Genomic DNA, 3,165 nt, shown 5'->3' on the forward strand with positions numbered 1-3,165 from the left:
AGCAGATAGATTGGGTTCAATCGAAAACACAGTGATTGAGCCTCCGTAGTCTTCTCCATGGGGGTGGTCGTTGTCATAAACCAACTGCAGATGCCAGATGCGTTGACTGCCAGGAATACCACTGGCAAGAGAGCCAAGCCAACTCATGCGGTTATCGATGAGGCGATCAGGTCGAAATTGCGGAAAGAAGTGGTTCATAGCTTCCAGCTCGACTTGAAACAATTCTGGGTCCCTTTCGTACCAGTACAGGGAGGGTGCAGCGAGCTTGCCCTCGGGCACGGTTATTGCAACTTCAGAAATACCTTTATCACTTAAGAGCTGAATAGCGCCCTGTTGAGTCACCATCACCTCCTCACCACGCAGGAGCTGAGAAGCTAGTAGTTGGCGGCGAGCAGCAGCGGCGTCCTTAACGGTGGCAGGCATGGGATTGACTAGGAGTTACATATATGTTTTCAATTTCGCAGTTATTTGGTGCAATTTACGCGCGAATAACCAAAGGATGAACAGACATGAGGGGCCTAGAATGGCTTTTATTAATGGTTTGGATTAAATAAATGCTTACCGCAATGCCCAATAACAATTTGAGTTAGCTGCTCATCCCAGCAAAAATGAATTCGTAATGTTTGGTTTTCTGAATCCTTTGCTCCGATCTTTAAATGTTGCCACATCTCCACTGTTTTGTTGGCGTAATTAAATGTGCGCTCTCTCCTTGACTTTGGGTTGCGCTCAATTGTTTGCGATTCCCTTGGTGCATAGTTAACTGATCCAAATACTCTACCTGCAATAATATCGGGTGTACCGGCTATTTTTTCTGTTCTAAAGCTCGTAGCAAGCAACCAAAGTAATTCAAATAATTGATCTCCATATTCAAATCCACGCGCTTGATCCGCTGAACTCCAAGCACTATCTAGTATTAATAAAGTTCCCGGACAAAGTTGTTCACTTACTAGTTCAAGGCAGCTTCTTGGTTTCAAACGCTCTTTCCCTGCAATAGAACGCAAACTTGATAGCAAGCGACTATTTAGGTCTTCTGGAGTATTTTCTTCATTACTGTTACGCCATGGCGTATAGCCAAAATCATTTTGCCCAGAAACTGGAGCAACCTGCTCAAGATATGCCAGCTGCAATTTCATTGCATCGTGTTCTGTTGTGATCTGTTCTAATTGATCTTCTAAAGAACGATTTTCTGCTAAAGCAAGCTGCAATTCTTGATCTTTAAGATCCATTTCTTGCTTTAATTCATTTTCAAGGTCTTCTGCTAATTCAATTGCTTCTTCTCCTTGGGCCTGCGCTTTTTCTGCACGTCGCTCCCAGGCAGCTTTATTGAATTCGTATTCACGCCGCAACCGACGTTCCTCTGCCCTACTTGAATCAAGACGTTTATTTATATCTTCTTCTATTGCCTGTAGTTCTTTTAATTTTTCCTGCCTTTCAAGAATGCGAGTTGCTTCACTTGGAACACCAAATAAAGAACGAATTAATTGTTCTATTTTTTCGCTATCTGGTGCTTTATTATTGCTATCTGTAATACTTAGATACCACGGGTAATGACGGCCATCCTGCGTTGGGTAGTAGCTGTAACCTCTTTTGCTAACATCATAACTAGCAGCAAGCAGTTGTTGTAATTCACGAAAGGCAGTTTCTGTACAATTTATTACCAGTCTTAGCTTGTCTGCACCACTTGTACGATCAAAATCCCAGGCAAATGAACTAGTTACGCCCAAACCTCTTAGGCGACGACTGGCATTGTCAATTGGAATTGAAATCTGTAATCGGAAAGCATCTCGCAATGATGTAGTTGTTAAGCCTGTTACAACAGCATCCAATCCAGTTGCTACTTCTGGCACTTCAGCGGCAATTAATGCAGCCATGTCTTTAGGTATATAACCAAGGCATTGATCATTCCAAAATACCTTTACTGCATTTGGATCCCATTCATTGCTCGGTTCATGCAACAGCGTAAGGGGATCACCAATCCCAATGCCGAGTTGCATCTTTTCTGATGCGTGATCTAACTTGTAGGCCAGAAATGTTTGAAGTATTTCTGCATTGCTTTTATCTTGACGCTTTTTTCTGGCCGAAAGGCGTTCAGCGCTGCCTGATTCATCCAAGTGCTGCAGTCGCTTGAATAGGTTGCCTGTGGGTGACATGAACCTAGTGCTGCTGGCTTGTTCAGACTAGACAAGCCAATCCCAGTTAACAGTTTTTAGCTAGATCCCACACTTTCTCGCCAAATGATCCATAGGCTGTGGGATCACAGGTGAGCAGAATTACTTGCAAACCTCGATCTACTGCAGTATTAAGCATCTTTTTAATACTATCGATTCGAGCTGGATCAGAATTTGCAAATGCATCATCAAATACCAGCGGTAGACAGCCATCATTTGCATCCTTAAGTACATCAGCCATGGAAAGCCGCAGCGCTGCTGTTAGTTGTTCACGCATGCCACCGCTTAGTTCATCAAAGTCATAGAACTCTTTGCCACGCCGTAGGCGTAGCCCGCCAAAGCCCTTGTATTGGTCGTAGTTCAGCTGGGCAATGGGCCCATCGGGCATTAGCGGTTGCAGGTAGCTGTTGATCGATTGTGCAAGAGGTTCGCTATAGCGACTAGATAGATCAGCCTGTGCTTCCATAAATAGCTCTTGCAGACGCTTATGGGCATCTGTAATTCGCTTGAGATTCTGGTAGTCGCTATGAGCTATCTCAAGTAGAGCATTTGCTTGTTCAATAGCTGCAAAGGGGTCATTTTTACTGATGTTGTCGCAACGTTCCTTGGCTGCACCTCGTTGATCTATTAATTGCTCAATTTGTTGCTGCAGGGCATCTATCTGCTGCGGTAGTGCAGCAAGTTCTTTTTTGTTATCATTACTGCCACATTCTGCTCTTTGCGCCTCTAATAGTTTCAACTGTTCTTCTGCCTGCTTTAGATCAGAACTTAATGCAGAAATTTTATCAAGCAGTATTTCACGGCTGCTATTAATAATGATTAATTCATCATAACGCTTTTGCCTGTCACTGCATTCAGCTTCTAATACTTTCAGTTGGCTGGAATCAGCCAATCGTTTTTTCTGAAAATTTTGCAAAGTGAGCTGAGCGAAATCTAGATCTGTTTCTGCTTGTTTGCATGCAATTGCTGTGTGGGTAAGTGTTTGTTTAACTTTAAA

General features: G+C 43.3%; 2 protein-coding genes and 1 pseudogene. All 3 read right to left on the reverse strand.

Translation table 11 applies throughout. The annotated features are described in order from the left end of the window. Positions 1 to 423 (reverse strand): annotated as a pseudogene (locus KB557_RS10165) (hypothetical protein); the annotation flags it as partial. 110 nt (positions 424 to 533) lie between these two features. Beyond that, positions 534 to 2,150 (reverse strand): HIRAN domain-containing protein, encoded by a 1,617-nt coding sequence (locus KB557_RS10170; protein WP_255133872.1) that lies wholly within the window; start codon positions 2,148 to 2,150, stop codon positions 534 to 536. 46 nt (positions 2,151 to 2,196) lie between these two features. Beyond that, positions 2,197 to 3,165 (reverse strand): ATP-binding protein (locus KB557_RS10175; protein ID WP_399218986.1); only part of this gene is annotated, 969 nt, incomplete at its 5' end.

Source organism: Synechococcus sp. Cruz CV12-2-Slac-r, from assembly GCF_024346075.1.
Taxonomy (GTDB): Bacteria; Cyanobacteriota; Cyanobacteriia; order PCC-6307; family Cyanobiaceae; genus Synechococcus_D.

What these genes read in the sequence shown, in the direction of transcription:
- KB557_RS10170 (WP_255133872.1), bottom strand. Translation starts at nt 2,150, where the DNA reads ATGTCACCCACAGGCAACCTATTCAAGCGACTGCAGCACTTGGATGAA.